Origin of the sequence: Gordonia otitidis NBRC 100426 (assembly GCF_000248075.1) — a bacterium.
In the GTDB taxonomy this organism is placed as follows: Bacteria; Actinomycetota; Actinomycetes; order Mycobacteriales; family Mycobacteriaceae; genus Gordonia; species Gordonia otitidis.
The window spans coordinates 24,666-40,394 of the sequence record NZ_BAFB01000113.1; the positions used below are offsets into that span (position 1 = coordinate 24,666).

At 65.4% G+C, this 15,729-nt stretch carries 15 protein-coding genes; 7 read left to right on the plus strand and 8 right to left on the minus strand.

Annotation, left to right across the window (positions count from 1 at the left end; genetic code table 11):
* Positions 1–27: 27 nt before the first annotated feature.
* The gene (gene kdpF / locus GOOTI_RS11665) at positions 28–126 is read right to left on the minus strand and encodes a K(+)-transporting ATPase subunit F (protein ID WP_051997949.1); all 99 of its coding nucleotides are present in this window, start codon (positions 124–126) and stop codon (positions 28–30) included.
* A gap of 424 nt (positions 127–550) precedes the next feature.
* On the opposite strand from kdpF, the gene GOOTI_RS11670 reads away from it, so the two are divergent.
* On the plus strand, positions 551–1,072 hold the full coding sequence (locus GOOTI_RS11670) for a DUF6611 family protein (protein ID WP_007238794.1): 522 nt from the start codon (positions 551–553) through the stop codon (positions 1,070–1,072).
* Between the two features lie 32 nt (positions 1,073–1,104).
* On the opposite strand, the gene GOOTI_RS11675 is transcribed toward GOOTI_RS11670, so the two are convergent.
* The 3 genes from GOOTI_RS11675 to GOOTI_RS11685 form a co-directional block, all read right to left on the minus strand.
* Positions 1,105–1,494: a PPOX class F420-dependent oxidoreductase gene (locus tag GOOTI_RS11675; protein ID WP_007238795.1), complete on the minus strand. Its 390-nt coding sequence runs from the start codon at positions 1,492–1,494 to the stop codon at positions 1,105–1,107.
* A gap of 22 nt (positions 1,495–1,516) precedes the next feature.
* Positions 1,517–2,287: a maleate cis-trans isomerase family protein gene (locus GOOTI_RS11680; protein ID WP_007238796.1), complete on the minus strand. Its 771-nt coding sequence runs from the start codon at positions 2,285–2,287 to the stop codon at positions 1,517–1,519.
* Between the two features lie 89 nt (positions 2,288–2,376).
* Positions 2,377–2,979, minus strand: coding sequence for a DNA-3-methyladenine glycosylase I (locus GOOTI_RS11685; RefSeq protein WP_007238797.1), 603 nt, complete (start codon positions 2,977–2,979; stop codon positions 2,377–2,379).
* Positions 2,980–3,041: 62 nt separating this feature from the next.
* Between GOOTI_RS11685 and GOOTI_RS11690 the strand changes: the two genes are divergently transcribed.
* The gene (locus tag GOOTI_RS11690) at positions 3,042–4,670 is read left to right on the plus strand and encodes a dihydroxyacetone kinase family protein (protein ID WP_007238798.1); all 1,629 of its coding nucleotides are present in this window, start codon (positions 3,042–3,044) and stop codon (positions 4,668–4,670) included.
* Positions 4,671–4,932: 262 nt separating this feature from the next.
* Positions 4,933–5,499, plus strand: a complete 567-nt coding sequence (gene sigK, locus GOOTI_RS11695; protein ID WP_007238799.1) for an ECF RNA polymerase sigma factor SigK — start codon at positions 4,933–4,935, stop codon at positions 5,497–5,499.
* Positions 5,500–5,581: 82 nt separating this feature from the next.
* Here the strand turns inward: sigK and clpB are convergent, their stop codons facing one another.
* The 3 genes from clpB to GOOTI_RS11710 form a co-directional block, all read right to left on the minus strand.
* Positions 5,582–8,134, minus strand: a complete 2,553-nt coding sequence (gene clpB, locus GOOTI_RS11700) for an ATP-dependent chaperone ClpB (protein WP_007238800.1) — start codon at positions 8,132–8,134, stop codon at positions 5,582–5,584.
* Between the two features lie 246 nt (positions 8,135–8,380).
* Positions 8,381–9,265, minus strand: a complete 885-nt coding sequence (locus GOOTI_RS11705) for a LysR family transcriptional regulator (protein WP_007238801.1) — start codon at positions 9,263–9,265, stop codon at positions 8,381–8,383.
* A 71-nt stretch (positions 9,266–9,336) separates the two neighbouring features.
* Positions 9,337–10,194, minus strand: a complete 858-nt coding sequence (locus GOOTI_RS11710; RefSeq protein ID WP_007238802.1) for an NAD-dependent epimerase/dehydratase family protein — start codon at positions 10,192–10,194, stop codon at positions 9,337–9,339.
* Between the two features lie 335 nt (positions 10,195–10,529).
* Here GOOTI_RS11710 and GOOTI_RS11720 point away from each other — a divergent pair, with 335 nt between their 5' ends.
* The 4 genes from GOOTI_RS11720 (at position 10,530) to GOOTI_RS11735 (ending at position 14,995) form a co-directional block, all read left to right on the plus strand.
* Positions 10,530–11,567, plus strand: a complete 1,038-nt coding sequence (locus GOOTI_RS11720) for a tocopherol cyclase family protein (RefSeq protein WP_007238803.1) — start codon at positions 10,530–10,532, stop codon at positions 11,565–11,567.
* Positions 11,568–11,699: 132 nt separating this feature from the next.
* Positions 11,700–12,473: a hypothetical protein gene (locus GOOTI_RS11725; RefSeq protein WP_007238804.1), complete on the plus strand. Its 774-nt coding sequence runs from the start codon at positions 11,700–11,702 to the stop codon at positions 12,471–12,473.
* Positions 12,474–12,488: 15 nt separating this feature from the next.
* Positions 12,489–13,424 (plus strand): PQQ-binding-like beta-propeller repeat protein, encoded by a 936-nt coding sequence (locus GOOTI_RS11730; RefSeq protein ID WP_007238805.1) that lies wholly within the window; start codon positions 12,489–12,491, stop codon positions 13,422–13,424.
* Positions 13,421–14,995 carry a hypothetical protein gene (locus GOOTI_RS11735; RefSeq protein WP_007238806.1) on the plus strand — a complete coding sequence of 525 codons (1,575 nt, stop codon included), beginning with the start codon at positions 13,421–13,423 and terminating at the stop codon, positions 14,993–14,995. Before GOOTI_RS11730 ends, GOOTI_RS11735 begins: the two co-directional genes overlap by 4 nt.
* 16 nt (positions 14,996–15,011) lie before the next feature.
* Here GOOTI_RS11735 and GOOTI_RS11740 read toward each other — a convergent pair.
* Positions 15,012–15,729 (minus strand): AMP-binding enzyme (locus GOOTI_RS11740; protein WP_007238807.1); only part of this gene is annotated, 718 nt, incomplete at its 5' end.

Consider the following 15,729-nt stretch of genomic DNA (forward strand, 5'->3'; position numbering starts at 1 on the left):
TCTGCGGCCGGCGCACCACTCATCAGGTCAGAACCTCTCGGGCTTGATCAGCGCGATCATCAGATAGATCGCCGTCGCGACGGACAGAACCAGCAGGACAACGTTCACGACTCCGTCTGCGGTCATCGGCCGATCCTCGCGTCGACGCCCCGGACCACCAGGACGCAGATCGCAAAGCCGATCAACGCGGCGAGTACGTAGAGCACATCGGCCACTTTTCACACTCCTTGACTGACGATGCCGACCGTCGGGCTGGCGATCGGCGCACCACAGCTTCGGTCCTATTCGTCGGTGTGGGAAGTGCTCTTAACGCGTTCCATACGCAGCGGCGGGGTTTGTTGACACAACCTTCGCGCGCCGGGCTTCGTGATGTGATCGGGTGCATTCCCGGCATGTCGGATCGCCCGACGCGCGACCGCCACCGAGTCGTCGAGGATCGTCGGCCTCACCGGAAGGTGCGCGTCAAAGCCGCGTCAAGATTTGCGCTCGCCACGTCGAGAAGGCGTCAGAAACGGGCGGTCTCGCGCCTATCAGGATTAGAACCGATCGTATGAACGAGTCAGCGCATCTGCAGCCGGTGGTCTCCGGTTCCGCGCGATGGGGATACGTCCAGGTCGGCTACGCGCGCCATTGGGTGTGCCATCGCCTCGTCGTGTATCCACCCGGTATCAGCGAGCACGAGGTCCGGTGGATGCGCATCTGGCGTGCTGCGCCGTTCATCGCAGTCGCGGTGGTGCTGGCAAGTGCGTACGTCGCGGAAACGGTCGGCGATGCGGGCCTCGCCGGACTGTTCGTCGGCATCGTGCTGGCGCTGGCGCTCGTGGCAGTCGTCGAACATCAGACACATCGGGTACGCACTCAGACGCGCACCTTGGAGGCCTGGACGGGTTACGGAGCCGACGCCGCTGCCCGTTCCACTCGGAGAGAGATCTGCGTACGTGCGGCTGTCCTACGCGACGCCGACAGTCGTCTCCGCGCAGGAGCCATCACACCTGTCGAGCACGAGATGATCTGGGCGCGTTGCCACGGCGCAATACCGTCGGCACAGCGTCGACGTCACGCGCTGACGTAGGCGCCCGGAGACCCGTCCTGCGGAGTCGACGCTCACCGCGGAGTGATCGAGATGCCGACGGTGCCGTCCTCACCCCGGCGCAGTCTGCTCGCCTTCACGAGGATCCACCCGACGATCCCATACTTCTTCGCGATCAACTGGCGCGCATGCTCGGTGCCTGCGCCGTCGAGAATCGTCGCGGAACCTTCCACGGGCCGACCCCGCAGGTTCTTCCCACGCGCATCGCAGGCCTGGACGACAACGTGCGGGTCACGTCGAATCCGCTTGACCTTCCACGACGTCGTCTCCGTCCACATGATCAGGGTCTCGCCCTCCGCTGCCGCCCACAGCGGCGACGCGACGGGTGTGCCGTCCTTGCGAAACGTTGTGAGCTGCACGTACTTTGCGTCGGTTGCGGCGTCGAAGGGCTGTGCTGCGGCCATACCCCACCCTACGTCGGTGTCATCACGCGGCACGGGTGAACAGCGACTGATCGGCAGCAGGCAGCGTGTGGGGCTGCGCAAACCCCGGAGTGAGTACGCCTGCGTCGACGAGTGTCGCCCACGCCGTGACCTGGTTGGCGGATAGCACAGGTTTGCCGAGTTCGGCCTCGAGCGCCCCGAGGACGTCATAGGTCCAGAGGTTGGTGCAGGACACGAAGATCGCGTCGGCGTCGGGATGATCGGCACCCCGGATCAGGTCGGCGGTGACCGAGTACGGAATGGTCCAGATGTCATGGTCGCGTCCGAGACCGCACTGCGCGACCACACTTCGACCGGACTGTGCGAGGAAGTCGCAGAGCAGTCCGGTCAGCGCGTTGGTGTAGGGCGTTGCCACGGAGATACAACTGATCCCCAGCGAGTCGAGCGCGCGAAGAAGTGCTTCGGAGGTCGTGACCGCACGCTGCGCACCCGCACCGAGCATGCAATTCGACAGCTCGACCGCCCCGGAGATCCCGTACACGAAACTGCCCGACGCGCACGCGTAGGCATACGCGCTGGGACGCACCGCCGAGATCGATCGGACCGCTGCCGCGATCTCGGTGTGGTTGTTCAGGTCCCGGCACATGTCGACGTCGACCGGCGCGTCGATGAATCCGGTGCGGGTGAAGTACAGCGACACCCCGTCGGGCATCCAGCGCCAGAGCTCACGGTCGAGTGCCATGTCGAACGGACAGATCACACCGATCCCGATCTGCTCCCCTGGGCCGCCGAACAGCGCGGATTCATGCTCCATGCAGGCATGATGACACATTGTCGGATTGTTGACAGTCTGAGCGCGACGAGTGCCCGGGCGCCGCAGATGTGTGTCACCGCCACGGGCGTTCAGCGGGACGTCAGGTACTCCTCGATCGCGGCAGTCACCTTCGGCCGGATGACGCACTCATGGGCGTGGTCGTTGACCATCCCGGACGCCTGCATCAGCGCGAACATCGTCGTCGGGCCGACGAACTTCCAGCCACGCTTCTTGAGATCCTTCGAGAGCCTCGTCGATTCGTCGGACAGCGTCATCGATCCCGGAACATGTTCTGCCGCAGGCGCATACCCCCAGAAGAACGACTCCAGCGACCCCTCGTTCTCGATGAGTTCCGTCGCACACCGCGCATTGTTGATCGCCGCCTCGATCTTGCCGCGGTGCCGGATGATGCCAGCGTCGCCGAGAAGCCGTTCGACGTCGCGCTCGGTGAATGCCGCCACCTTCTCGACATCGAAGCCGTCGAAGGCTGCCCGGAAGTTCTCACGTTTGTTCAGGATCGTGCGCCAGCTCAGACCTGACTGGAATCCCTCGAGGCACACCCGCTCGAACAACGCGTTGTCGCCCGTCAGCGGAAAACCCCACTCGGTGTCGTGGTAGGTGGTCTCGGGCTCGACCGACGCCCACGTACACCGCGCCCGTCCGTCGTCGCCGACGATCACATCTGCGTTCACGGCCGCAGATTACTCCGAGGCACCGACAGCACTGGTAACGGTTGCAGGATACGGTTGATCCAATGAGCGACTACATCCTCAACTCGCCGAACACCTTCATCACGGATTCGTTGCGTGGATTCGTCGCCGCACATCCCGATATCGCCTGGCAGTCGGACCCGGGATTCCTCCACCTACGCGAACGCAACGGTGACAGCACCGTCGCTCTCGTCTCGGGCGGCGGCTCCGGTCATGAGCCGATGCACTCCGGCATGATCGGTGCCGGCATGCTCGACGCCGCGTGCCCCGGACTCGTCTTCACCTCACCCAACGCCCTGCAGATCGTCGGCGCGACACGGTGGGCCGATCGCGGCGCAGGCGTTCTCCACATCGTGAAGAACTACACCGGCGACGTGATGAACTTCCGCATCGCTCGACACCTCGTACGCGACGACATCGAGACCGACCACGTGATCGTCTCCGACGACGTCGCGTCGGATTCCGACACCGGTCCCGGTCGTCGTGGAACCGGAGCGACAATTCTCGTCGAGAAGATCTGCGGCGCGGCGGCCGCGCGCGGCGATGGCCTGGCAACTGTCGCCGGGATCGGACGACGTGTGGTCGACAACGCGCGGAGCATCTCGGTGGCCTACCACGCGTGCACCATGCCCTCCGAGTCGTCGCCGACCTTCGAACTCGACGCCGACGAGATGGAGTTCGGCGTCGGCATCCACGGCGAGGCAGGGCGCGAACGCACCACCCGGGTCGGTGCCCGCGAACTGGTCAACCGCATGGTCGATCCGATCGTCGACGCACTGTCGCTGACTCACGGCGAGGAGGTGATCTGTCTCGTGAACGGACTGGGCGCCGCGCATCCCCTCGAACTCGATCTCGTGTTCGGAGAGGTGGTCGCCGATCTCGACCGCCGCGGAATCGCCATCGCGCGTCCCATGGTCGGCACGTTCGTCACCGCACTCGACATGCGCGGCGTCTCGATCACACTCGTTCGCGCCGACGACGAGATCCTCACCCTGTTCGACGCCCCGACCACAGCACCGGGATGGGCGGCGAGTCCCTCTCGCAGCACAGCACCCCTGAGCGACACCACGTTCGCCCAACCCTCGGACTCCGCCGACGACGGCCCCGAGAACGAATGGCTGACCCGCTTCGTCGGGCACGTCCAGGACTCCATCGCCGATTTGACGGAGCTCGATCAACGCGCGGGCGACGGCGATTTCGGCACGAACATGGAAGCCGCCCTGTCGCACTTCAGTCTTCCTCTGCGGGGCTCCGACAGCGAAGTCCTGAGCGCGATCAGCACCTCCTACCTCGTCCGCTCCGGCGGCACATCGGGAGTCATCTTCGGCGTACTGTTCCGCGAACTGTCCCTGGCCTTCGCCGACAACGACGATTTCGAGTCGGCGATCCGCGAGGGCTCCTCGCGCGCCCTCGCCGAGATCCAGGACCTCGGCGGAGCACAGGTCGGTGACAAGACCATGGTCGACGCATTGAGCCCGGCCGTCGACGCCCTCGAAGACGGCGAGCCCCTCTCTGCGGTCGGCCAGAAGGCTGCGGACGGAGCCGAATCTACCCGCGACACCACCGCCACCAAGGGACGCGCGAGCTACGTCGGAGAGAATGCTCGCGGCGTCGTGGACCCGGGCGCTCTGGTGGTCTCCTGGCTGTACCAGGCCACCACCGACAACAGCTGACAGTCCCAGCTCTACCCGAAAGCGGTGAGCAGTGCTCCGCCCACCGTCTGCAGCTTTTCGCATTCGGCCGATTGCGCAAAACACAATACGTGTCAGCACATCGTTAACTGTTCGGCCCTCGAGGTGTTATCGCACCGTGACCGTCGGCGTCTTGGGTTTCGAGTTAGTCGCAATCCCCTGCTGGATCTGACGCCGCACGTGCGCGACGCCCTAGCGTAGTCCGCAACGATCGGGGGAACGATCGCTTGGACAGGAGCACAACATGACCGAAACGACCGATAGGCTCTCGGTGCTCCTGACCCGGATCGCGAACGGCGACGCCCGTGCATTCGCTCAGTTCTACGACGAGACCAGTCACCGCGTCTACGGCATGGTGCTCCGCATCGTGCGCGACCGCGGGCTCAGCGAGGAAACGACGCAGGAGGTCTTCCTCACCGTGTGGCGCTCGGCGCACACGTTCGACCCCGAGTCGGGTTCGCCGCTCGGTTGGTTGATGACTCTCGCTCATCGTCGCGCCGTCGACCGGGTTCGCTCCGAAACCGCTGCCAAGCGTCGACTCCACGTCTACAGCACGGCCGAGCAGTCGACCAGGGTCGAACACGACGTGGTCAGCGAATCGGCCGAGCGCCGCGAAACCATCCGTGAGGTCCGACTCCTGATGTCCCGCCTGACCGAACTGCAGCGCGAGGCGATCGAGTTGGCCTACTTCCGAGGAATGACCTACCGCGAGGTCGCCGACGAATTGGGAGTGGCATTGCCGACGGCCAAGTCACGTATCCGGCAGGCACTCAAACGGCTCGAACCGCACATCGCGGTGACCGCAGCCTGAGGCGTCAACCCAGTCTTCAGAAAGACCCAGACACGAAAAGGTCCCCGACCCGTTGTGGGTCGGGGACCTTCTGTCAGTGCTGTCAGCCGAGAACCAACGAATCTCCGTCGGCGCTCACATTGACCGGCACGACGTCGCCGTCGCGGACATCACCGGCGAGCAACGCCTTGGCGAGCTGATCGCCAATGGCCTGCTGCACCAGGCGACGCAGCGGACGGGCGCCGTAGAGCGGATCGAATCCCCGCTCGGCCAGCCATTCCTTCGCCTTCGGCGTGACCTGCAGTTCGAGTCGACGCTGAGCAAGACGCTTCTGCAGTTGGCCGAGCTGGATGTCGACGATCGACACCAGCTCCTCGGGGCTGAGCGCCTCGAAGATCACGACGTCGTCGAGTCGGTTGATGAACTCCGGCTTGAACGCGCTGCGCACCGCCGCCATCACCTGGTCCCGGTCGCCTCCTGCACCCAGGTTCGACGTCAGGATCAAGATGGTGTTGCGGAAGTCGACCGTGCGTCCCTGGCCGTCGGTGAGTCGACCCTCGTCGAGCACCTGCAGCAGGATGTCGAAGACGTCCGGGTGGGCCTTCTCGACCTCGTCGAAGAGAACCACCGTGTACGGACGGCGACGTACCGCTTCGGTCAGCTGACCGCCCTGCTCGTATCCGACATAGCCGGGAGGTGCACCGACAAGCCTTGCCACGGCGTGCTTTTCGCCGTACTCACTCATGTCGATGCGCACCATCGCGCGCTCGTCGTCGAACATGAACTCCGCCAGCGCCTTGGCCAGCTCGGTCTTACCGGTGCCGGTCGGACCCAGGAACAGGAACGATCCCAGTGGCCGGTTCGGGTCGGCGACGCCTGCACGAGCACGCCGGACTGCGTCGGACACGGCGACCACGGCCTCTTTCTGGCCGATGACGCGCTTGCCGAGTTCCTCTTCCATGCGCAGCAGCTTGGCGGTCTCACCCTCGAGCATCTTGCCTGCGGGAATGCCCGTCCACGCCGACACAACCTGTGCGACGTCGTCGGGGCCAACCTCCTCCTGCAGCATCACGTCCTCGTCGGGGTCGGTGCCGGTCTTCTCGATCGCGGCTTCCAACTCCTTCTCCAAGCCGGGGATCTTGCCGTAGCGAAGCTCGGCCGCACGACCCAGATCACCGTCACGTTCGGCCCGATCCGCTTCTCCACGAAGGCGTTCGAGCTCTTCCTTGGTGTCGCGAACGGCGTCGATGGCGGTCTTCTCCGACTGCCAGCGTGCGGAGAGCTCGTTGAGCTTCTCCTTCTGGTCGGCCAGTTCCTGACGCAGCTTCTCGAGACGTTGCTTCGACGCTTCATCGTGCTCCTTCTCGAGGGCGACCTCCTCGACCTCGAGGCGTCGGACGACGCGCTCGACCTCGTCGATCTCGACGGGGCGCGAGTCGATCTCCATCCGCAGCCGCGACGCAGCCTCGTCGACTAGGTCGATGGCCTTGTCGGGCAGGAAGCGCGATGTGATGTAACGATCGGAAAGGCTTGCGGCAGCGACCAACGCGGAGTCGGTGATGCGCACACCATGGTGCACCTCGTAACGCTCCTTCAGGCCGCGCAGGATGCCGATGGCGTCCTCGACGCTCGGCTCACCGACATAGACCTGTTGGAACCGACGCTCCAGGGCGGCGTCCTTCTCGATGTACTGGCGGTACTCCTCCAGCGTCGTCGCACCGACCAGGCGCAACTCACCGCGAGCGAGCATCGGCTTGATCATGTTGCCCGCGTCCATGGCGGAATCGCCTGTGGCACCGGCACCCACGATGGTGTGCAGCTCGTCGATGAAGGTGATGACCTGCCCGGCCGACCCCTTGATCTCGTCGAGCACGGCCTTCAACCGCTCCTCGAACTCACCGCGGTACTTGGCGCCCGCGACCATCGATCCGAGGTCCAGCGACACTACGGTCTTGTTGCGCAACGACTCCGGCACGTCACCTTCGACGATGCGCTGCGCGAGCCCCTCGACGATGGCGGTCTTGCCGACGCCGGGCTCACCGATGAGGACCGGGTTGTTCTTGGTACGGCGGCTGAGCACCTGCACCACACGACGGATCTCGGAGTCGCGGCCGATGACCGGATCGAGCTTGCCCTCGCGGGCGGCAGCGGTCAGGTCGGTGGAGTACTTCTCCAATGCCTGGTAGGTGGATTCGGGGTCTTCCGACGTCACGCGCGCGGTTCCGCGGACGGCGACGAACGCCTCCTGCAGAGCCTGCGGGGTTGCGCCGTTGTCGTGCAGCAGCTTGGCGACATCGGAATCGCCGGTGGCGAGCCCGACGACGAGGTGCTCGGTGGAGACGTACTCGTCGTTGAGTTCGGTGGCGAGCTGCTGGGCGGCCGTGACCGCCGCGATCGACTCGCGGGAAAGCTGCGGCTGAGCACTGGCACTCGACACCGTCGGCGCCCGGTCGACCATGGCCTGAGCCTGCGCCCGAACAGTCGACGGGTTCACTCCCACCGCCTTGAGCAGCGGCGAAGCGATACCGTCGGACTGGTCCAGCAGCGCGACCAGGATGTGGGCCGGACGTACGTCGGGGTTACCAGCAGCGGCCGCCGCCTGCACAGCAGCACTCAACGCCTGCTGCGTCTTGGTGGTCGGGGTGAAGCTGTCCACTTGGTGGTACCTCTTTCTTTACGTGTTCTTGCGTTCTTAAGTCTCCGTGGCTCAATTATGGCCACTCGAGTGGTTCAACGCACGCAGAGTTGAGTCCATTCCGCTCAGGTTTGTCTATTTTGTGACTTGAGTCACTAGTTACGGTTGCCGCGCTCGGCCAGTTTCCGGACTGGCGGACGAGTTTCAGTGTCGGGCCCCACTCCGACCATCACCTTCGAGGGCACCGGCATCGCGACCGTGCGGGTGTCATCCATCGTCGGTGGCCATGGCGTCCCGATCGGCCGTCGCAGCGTCCACCACGGCGCGCACCTGCGGGCTCCTCGACCCTGTAAGCCAAGCGAATGCCACCTCATTGGGCGGGATGTCGCGGATCGGGACCACCGCGACATCGGACCGTGTGTAGAACTGTCCGGTGCTCAGCGGCAGGATGCAGATGCCCTCCTCGGCGGCGACCAGTTCCAGCTTCTCCTCAACGCTGTGCTGGGGATGGGTCGGTACCGGTGTCCCCGAACAGAACTCGTCTGCGACCGCTTGCCACTCTGGGACCGCATCGGTGCTCTGGAGGAGGTGCTCGCGTGCCAGGTCGGCCAGCGCGATCGAGGACGACCCAGCCAGTGGGTGGTGTGCGGGGATCGCCGCGACACGTGGTTCGCTGAACCACGGGCGTAGATGGATTCCACTGCGTGGGACTGGAAGTCGGACCACGCTGATGTCCACCCTGCCGTCACGGAGGACTGCTGTCTGGGTGTTCCAATCGGTGCGCAGAAGTCTCACCTGCATCGCGGGATGGGTCTCGCGAAGGCGCCGCAACAGCGCCGAGAGGGTGAGACCGGGCATGAACCCGATGGTGATCGAGGCGGTCGTCTCAGCGGCGGCCCGCGCCTTCCTCGTCGCAGCGGTCGCTGCCTCGAGCAAGGCTGGTGCGTCCGCGTGAAGCTGTCGCCCTGCGTCGGTCAGCGTTGTGCGCCGTCGGTCCCGATCGAAGAGCATCACTCCGAGGTCGGCCTCCAGCGCGCGGATCTGGCGCGACAGCGCGGGTTGCGCAACGTGCAGGGACGCGGCTGCGCGTCCGAAGTGGAGTTCGTCGGCGACCGCGACGAAGTAGCGCAGCTTCCTCAGATCGAGGTCCACCGATCGTCCTCCCCGTCGTCGACATCGCTGCGCGCACCGTCCGCGGTCGCAATCTCCACCATGCGCCACCTTCAGACCTGTGACAACTCCCCGAGAGGGTCGAGATGTGCCGGAGCCCAGGCCAGCTCACGCTGGGCGCGAGCCGGAGTGAGCTGTTGGTCGAGTGCCAACGCGTCGGCGACAGGTCCCATCGTGCTTCGCGCTTCGTCCAGCGGGATCGACACCGGAGTGGCGGTGAGACCAAGTGCGGACGATATCGCCTCGGCGACGTCGCGCGTCGACGGGTTGACCCCGCCCACGCCGACGTACACGGACCCCGCCGATGCGTCCAGGGCGGCGACGTACAAATCAGCCAGATCCTCGACGTGCACCAGTGCCCAGTGCGCGGACCCGTCGCCGATGTACTCCACAGCACCTGCGGAGCGGGCCGGTTGAATGACAAACTCCTCGATAAGGCGGTTCTGGCCGCCATACACCAGACCCGGTCGGATGACGACAGGAGTCCTACCGTCGCAGACGCGTCCCAGCACCGCGTCCTCGACGTCACGACGCCAGCCCACGATCGCTGGCGGATTCCACGGCGCGTCCTCGTCGGCGACACCGTCTGTGTCACCGTAAACCCAGGTGCCACCGGTATGGATGTAGGTTCCGCTCCCCACCCCGTCGAGCATTGCCTCAGCAGCTGCTCGATCCTCGGCGCCGGTGGTCGCCTGGGCAAGGTGGATCACGGCCTCGCTCTGCACAGCGGCCTCGTTCAACACCTCGAGGTCCGTCATTTCGCCGCGGACTGCAGTGGCCCCCAGACCGCGGACCGCGTCGGCGGAGCGGTCGCTGCGGGCGAGCGCTGCGACGGTGTGTCCGTGGTCCTGTAGTGCCGTGATGACGGCGGTGCCGACGTAGCCAGAACCGCCGGTGACGAAGACCTTCATGTCGATTCCTTTCGATGTGGAGCGTCCTGCATCCTCGACCCGAGTGTGCGCGGTGGGTGTCGGTGGCGTCCAAGACCTGGATCGGTCGCTGTGATGCCGATCGGGCATCGACGGTTCCATGCGGTTCGCCGACCTCCTCGGGCGACTCTCGCAAGGTCCGGTTCCTCATGCCGTGGTCGAAATACGTCGTTGAGGTCGTCGAACCCGAGAAGCGTCGCCTACCGACAACCGACTGGCAATGCCAAATCCAATAGTCGTGCGGAGTCCCCGAAGCCTTGGCGGGGCTCTGCCGGTGCGCGGTAGCCTGCCTCCAGGAGCGGCACGAGGAGTGGCACATGTCCCGACTGAGCACTCGCTATCGCGTCAGCGGCGCCGACCTCCCCTTCGGCAATCCCCTGGCCGGGCACGGCGTGGCCATGGAAGGCTACTTCTGGCGGTTCACTCAACCCGACCGTGGCCGCACGCTCATCGCCCTATGCGGCGTGAACACGGCTGCCAACGGCGACCGCTGGGCCACGATAGGGCTGGCTTCCCACCCGAACAGAGTGCTCCGCACCAGCGCACATCCTGGCGCGCAAGACAATCCACACGCTCTCGAGGTCGCCGCCAACTCAGCCTTTCGCGCCGACACGAATGAGCTCCACGTCGACTTGGGTCCCGACGCGCGTCTCGACGTCCGCGTCGACGATCCGGTGCCGTGGCCGCGTCGAGCCTACGGCGCCTCCGGACTGTTCCATTCCATACCGGGGCTCAACCAGTACTGGTCTCCGTGGCTGCTCGGTGGCCGCGCGAGCGGTACCGCAGCCGTCGGCGATGAGACCTGGAATCTCGACGGCGCCCAGGTGTACGCCGAAAAGAACTGGGGTCGTGAGGGATTCCCCGAGAGCTGGTGGTGGGGTCAGGCCCAGGGTTTCACCGAACCGACGGCGTGCGTGGCCTTTGCAGGCGGAACCGTCCGTGCGGGGCCATTGAAGACAGAGGTCACCGTCATCGTCGTCCTCCTACCCGACGGACGCCTGATACGCGTCGGCGACCCGCTGATCTCACCCGTCCGCGCACAGGTCACCGACGAATCGTGGTCGCTGCACAGCACAGGGCGTCGGTACGTCGTTCACGTCGAAGGGTCTGGTCGTTTGGGCGATGCGCACGTCTTGCCGGTGCCCCTCCCCAGCCAGCGACGCAACATCCCCGGCGCGATCGAGCATCTCGGCGCACATATGACTGTCGAGGTTCGACGCCGCGACGGTCGGGTGGTCTGGAGTGGCGAATCCAACCTGGCCGCACTGGAACACGGTGGCATCGCCCGAGCGAAAGCAGAAATCCTGCGTCGCGGCGGCACCGCGAGCGACACCGACGCTCCCCCGATCCCCTGAATCCTCGGACCCGCGCCGCGTTCACACCCGAACGCATCCACCCCGGCTCCACAGGCCGATCTGCTTCGAGCCGTCGCTCGCGCGAATGAGGACGTCGAACCACTCGTTTGCCCGATAGGTAGCATCCCCGGCGTGCGCAGAACCCCCGACCCCGACGCCCGAAAAGTCACAGCGTCAGCAGCTGACCAGCCAGGGGGCACGACCAAGCACCGCGGTTGGGTCGACTGGGTGGTCACCGGCCTTGGCCTCGGTGCACTGCTCGGAGCGTCCGCCGTCGCCCTGATGGTGATCCTGTTCGGTACCGAGAACCTGGTCGACAGGTCGATGACGGGCGGCAAGGTCCGCTTCAGCGACATCCGGCTCACCGTCAACACGGCGACGATGGTGCTGTCCCTGGTCGTTGTCGCGCTGACGGTCGTCGCCGTGCTCACGCGTTCGAATACTGCCCGGTACACCGCGAAACTCGTGTGCCTCGTCGCGCTGCTCTGCCAGGCCCTCGTGGGCCTGTTCTACTTCACTCACGCGCCGTCGATGAACGACGCGGACATCCACGGCACCGGCTACGGCGGCACACTCGCCGCATTCTGGGTGGCGCTCGTTGGGCTTCTTCTTCTGCCCTTCGGCCTCGCAGGGCGCGCACCCCGCACGTCGACGACGCGCGGAGTCGCCCTGGCCGCAGTGATCGCGCTCGTTGCAGCGGCAACCGCGACAGCGGTCTTCGCGCCGCCGACAGCCGGTGCCGAAGATCAGATGATCGAGATCGATCTCGGTGACCGCCATCAGGTTTCGACGCCTCTTCCCACTGCTGTCGTTGGCGAGCCGCGTCAGTTCGCCGACGGCGTCGTAGCCGCATACCCGGTGGGTCCAGGTTTCGTGACGGTCGACGCGGCCGGGCTTTACGATTAACCGAGCAGTCTGACGATGTACAACGGCGACGACCTCACCACCAGATGGAACCTGCGAGTGGTCGGCAATCCTTCCCCCTCGATACGCGTCCACGTCGTCACCGCCAAGGGAATCGTTGCGGTCACCGTCGGCGGATTCCCCGGAGGGACGAGATCATTCGGTATCGACGCGACAACCGGCGAGAGAATATGGAAGAACTCGACAACGTTGTCGCTTCCACGAGCGAACTCGGATCGCGATGTCGAGGGTGACCCACAGGTTCATCACCTCCTGGAGGCAACGGACGACAGCACCGTTCGCGAGTACGACCCCACGTCCGGCCAACTGCGCTGGAGCCACGACGCGGGAACGACGTGCAGCATCGACGACGTCAGAGATCTGGACGACACCGTCGAGCTCACGCTCACCTGCCCCGACGGCAGTCACACCCGCGTACTCGACGCGAACACCGGCGCAGTGCTCCCGAGCCGCCCGGAGCGCGACGCGCGCGACCCCGACCGACCACCACTACCGGAGGGATATCACTACGTCGCCGACCAGCAGGATCAGTACCCTGCCGCTATCGCGGACGCGACCGGCAAGCATGTCGCGGAGTTAACTGACAAGCGAATCATCAACTGCGACAACGCCTCCAAGAACTGCATCGCAGAACCGGCCAACCGTGGGGAAATCGAACTCATCTCGCTCGCCGCACCCACCACTCCTCTGCTATTTCCGGTCGAGGGCAGCTACTCCTCCTCGCTCTTCCTGCACGATCAACTCCTGATCGCCACCCTTTCCTGGGACGGGAGTCAGCCGCGCTCGGCATCCACGGGACAGATCACCACGGTCGACCTGCGCGCGGGCACCCATGAGAGCCGACCTGGCCGGGCGGAGTCGATGGAACCCTTCCCAGGCGGTGTCGTCATGGGCTTCGACGACACCATCTCCACGATGCGAGGTACCCGATGACCGCTCAGAGTGATCGCGACGACGTGGCGGCGCCGTCGGAGGACGCACAACCGACGGACGAATCGACTGCGTCACCGACGCAGGGTGCGCCCGTCGAGTCGAACGTCGTCAGTGCGCCGGTGCTCGTCGGCTTCTCGATATCGCTCGCGTTGCTCGCACTTGCTTTCGGGGTGACCTCGCTGATACTCCGAACCGATCTCCACCTCGCCGGTGCGCCGGGTGCGATCGCACGGGCGCTCGCATTCGGCGCTCTCATCGCTGGTGCTCTCGCACTGCTTGCGCTGTCGGTCCGCAGGCGAGCGTGGACCGCGGAATGGTGGTCGGCGAGCCTGCCGTCGGTTGCGATCATGGCCGTGATCGCGGTGATTGCCTGCGTTGTCGCAGGATCGAAGAACCGCGATGTCACAAGACTTTTCGACAGCCATGGTGCGTTCGTCTACGCGATCGTCGCGGCTGTGTGTGGTTCGGTCGCACTGTGCACAGTCGCTGCGCTGCCCATCTCCGCACCACGTCGGGCCCGGACCAGCGCTGTCGTCGCTCTTCTCGTCATCGCACTCGTCGTGCCGTCGACGATCACCCTCGCACGCTCGTACGCGAATCCGTGGCGGCCGCACCTCGCCGCGGCCGAGCCGACGGCGCCACTGCCGACCGATGTCACCGAAGTCGCCTACCGCACAAGGCTGAATGGAGACGGCCGAGACCCACTCGCTCGCGCTGGTGACGGATTCGTGGCGGTTTACGACAACACGGTGACAGCCTACGACGGGCGCACCGGATCACCCCGATGGTCGTTCGATTTCGCTGATCTCACCGTCGATGATCAGGACGGGCCTCAGGTCACACTCGCCGTCGAACCCGACGGAACCGTGTCGGCGCGCCGCGCGAACATCACCGTCGGACTCGACCCCGTCACCGGCGAGATCCGTTCGCGCTCCGTCGACGACAGCCATGCGGATCAGTCCTACGAGGACTGCCCTGGTGTAGAAACACACGCTGCACAGGCGAGGTGCCTCGACGGACAGCTCGAGCTGACCGATCGTACGACGGGTGCACCCATTCGTCTGCAGTCCGACCTGCCCTCGGGCAACGTCGTCCACGTTGCCGCGGTCTCCGAGGATGAGTTCGCGGTTCTCGTCGCGCCGGGAAGCTCGGCGGACTCAGCACACGTCGTCGTGATCAACGATCGCGGGCAGCAGGTCGACTCCGCACCGGTGCCCGGCAGCGTCGGGCAGCTCGCACGCGGCCCGCGCGGTACGGTCGTTCTCATCCCCACAGATGTGTCGGCCGATTCGGTATTCGTGCGCTCATACGCACAGCGTCACACGGTGGAAGTGCCTGCTTATCCCGCACGTCGGCCAGGTGACTTCGCACTCGTCGGTGACCACATCGTCGCCACGCTCGACGGTCGCAGCCTCTCGAGAGTCGACCCGCTCACCGGCGCTGTGCAAGCCGTCGACGTCGCGACCTGCACCGGTTCCCAGTACATCCGCCAGGTGCTGACCGTGCCCGGTTCCGTCATCGCAGTATGCGAACTGTCGTCCGGGACATTTGACATCATCGGCCTCCGTTAACTGCTCGGCATGATCGTCACGTGTGCAGCGTCCGCCCCTCCCAGAATTCCTTGCGGATCTCGCGTTTGAGGATCTTGCCGGTCGAGTTGCGCGGCAGATCGGTGACGATGTCGACCGACTTGGGCACCTTGTATCCGGCGAGCCGGGCGCGGCAGTGGGCGACAAGTTCATCCTCGGTGACCTCGGCGCCGGGACTCAATACGATCACCGCTTTCACGGACTCGCCCCACTTCGTGTCGGGCACACCGATCACCGCAACATCGGCGACGGCGTCGTGTTCGATCACGACACGTTCGACCTCGACGGGATAGACGTTCTCGCCGCCGGTGATGATCATGTCCTTGACCCGGTCGGAGATGAACAGGTAGCCGTCGGCATCCATGTGCCCGGCGTCCCCGGTACGCAACCAGTCGTCACCGACGAGTGTCTCCGCGGTCTCCTGTGGCTTGTCCCAGTAGCCGAGCATGTGCTGCTGGGACTGTGTCCAGAACTCGCCGACCTCACCGGGAGCCACCGTCTTTCCCTCTGGGTCAACAACTTTGACGGTGACTCCGGGAAGCGGTCGACCCGCGGAGACGAGCCGTTCAGGATGTTCGACGTCGCGATGATCGGCAGGACCGAGAACACTGAATACGCCGGACATCTCGGTCATGCCGTACACCTGGTAGAAGTCGACGTCTGGCCACGTGTCCAGACATGCCCGAATCGTCGGCAGCGGCATGGGGGATCCCCCG